We start from the raw sequence: 763 nt of genomic DNA on the forward strand, positions 1-763 counted from the left end.
TTTATGGCTCAACACTAAAAACTGCGCTTGACAACTGAATTACCAATATTTACAGATAAAAAATGCACTTAAAATCCTGTAATCTATAGTTGCGAAACAATACGATTAAGAGGATAAATAAGTGCATATAAATAATATCAATAAATTACTAAACTTGCAAGATATAAATATTGTTAAAATTTCAGATGTTTATGATAATACAGTAGAAATTTTATTAGAACCATTAACTTATATACAAAGTTGCCCTTGTTGCAATAATACAAATGTTATAAGAAAAGGTAGTTCAGGTAATAGACGAGTAAGACATCTACCTTTGTGTGGCAATAAAACTTTCTTATTATTACCTAAAATAAGACTATATTGTAAGGACTGCATGCTTAATTTTACATTTAAATATAGTTTCATTGAAGGTAAATCAAGATATACCAAGCCATATAATGATAACCTAGCTAACGCTGTTACGGGTTCAACCGTAGCGCATGCTTCTGAATTTACTGGAACTCCATACAGCACAGTAGAGCGTATTTTTAAAATCTATCTTAATAATGTAAAACCTCAAATATGTGCTGAAACTTTAGAATTAAGCAAAAATACTGAAAGATTAATAATAGGAATTGATGATTTTGCAATAAGAAAAGGGCATTCATATAATACTGGAATACATGATTTACGAAATGAAACCTTGCTTCACCTTGTGAAGGGACGTAAGTTAAATGACTTAAGACAAGACAAAGAAAAAAATCCTCATATTTATGATATACAG

1 protein-coding gene is annotated in these 763 nt (G+C 29.0%); it reads left to right on the forward strand.

Features of this window, described 5'->3' with window-relative positions:
* Positions 1 to 121: 121 nt before the first annotated feature.
* Positions 122 to 763: transposase family protein (locus HF850_RS15375; protein WP_169106285.1), on the forward strand; the 642-nt coding region annotated here is incomplete at its 3' end.

The organism is Clostridium sp. SM-530-WT-3G, assembly GCF_012843905.1.
In the GTDB taxonomy this organism is placed as follows: domain Bacteria; phylum Bacillota; class Clostridia; order Clostridiales; family Clostridiaceae; genus Clostridium.